The 661-nt window shown below is 49.6% G+C and carries 1 protein-coding gene; it reads right to left on the bottom strand.

Features of this window, described 5'->3' with window-relative positions; translation table 11 throughout:
* The coding region (locus A3739_RS25800; RefSeq protein WP_156502847.1) for an ATP-binding cassette domain-containing protein at positions 1-661 on the bottom strand (661 nt) is incomplete at both ends.

Below are 661 nucleotides of genomic sequence, written 5' to 3'. Positions count from 1 at the left end.
TGATTAAACGTCGCTCTGAGTCTTGATCTAGTGCACTAGTTGGTTCATCAAAAATTAAGATTTTTGGATCGCGAAGCAGTGCGCGTGCGAGTGCAACACATTGACGCTGCCCGCCTGAGAGCATGCGTCCTTGTTCTCCACATTGTCGATTTAATCCTTCTGGATGCGTCGCGGTAAATTCCAATACGCCGGCCATCTCTGCGGCTTTTAGAATTTGGTCGTCAGTCGCATAAGGTGTGCCGGATGCAATGTTTTCGCGGATGGACCCTGCAAACAGCATCGGTTGTTGTTCAACACATCCGATCAAAGAACGTAAATCGCTGGGATCCAGTTGTCGAATGTCAATGCCATCCAATTTGATGACGCCCTCGGTCGGTGTATAGAGCCCCATTAACAAGCGCAATAATGTTGTTTTTCCGCAGCCAATTCGACCGATCACCGCCAGTCGACTGCCTGCAGGAATATCAAGCGAGACGGATTTAATGATCGGCACTGTTTGTTCAGGGAAAGTGATGCCTACGCCTTCAAGCTCATAGTGTCCTTCGGTGTGGTTGCGTTGTAGGTATTGCTTGTCTTCCTCACGCTCAACCGGCATTTGCATAATTCGCTCGATGCCCTCGTACGCCTCTTTAGTTTGACCCCAGCGAGCGATCAAACCTGC

The organism is Oleiphilus sp. HI0067 (genome assembly GCF_001635735.1).
This window is presented reverse-complemented; position numbering and strand designations above follow the sequence as displayed.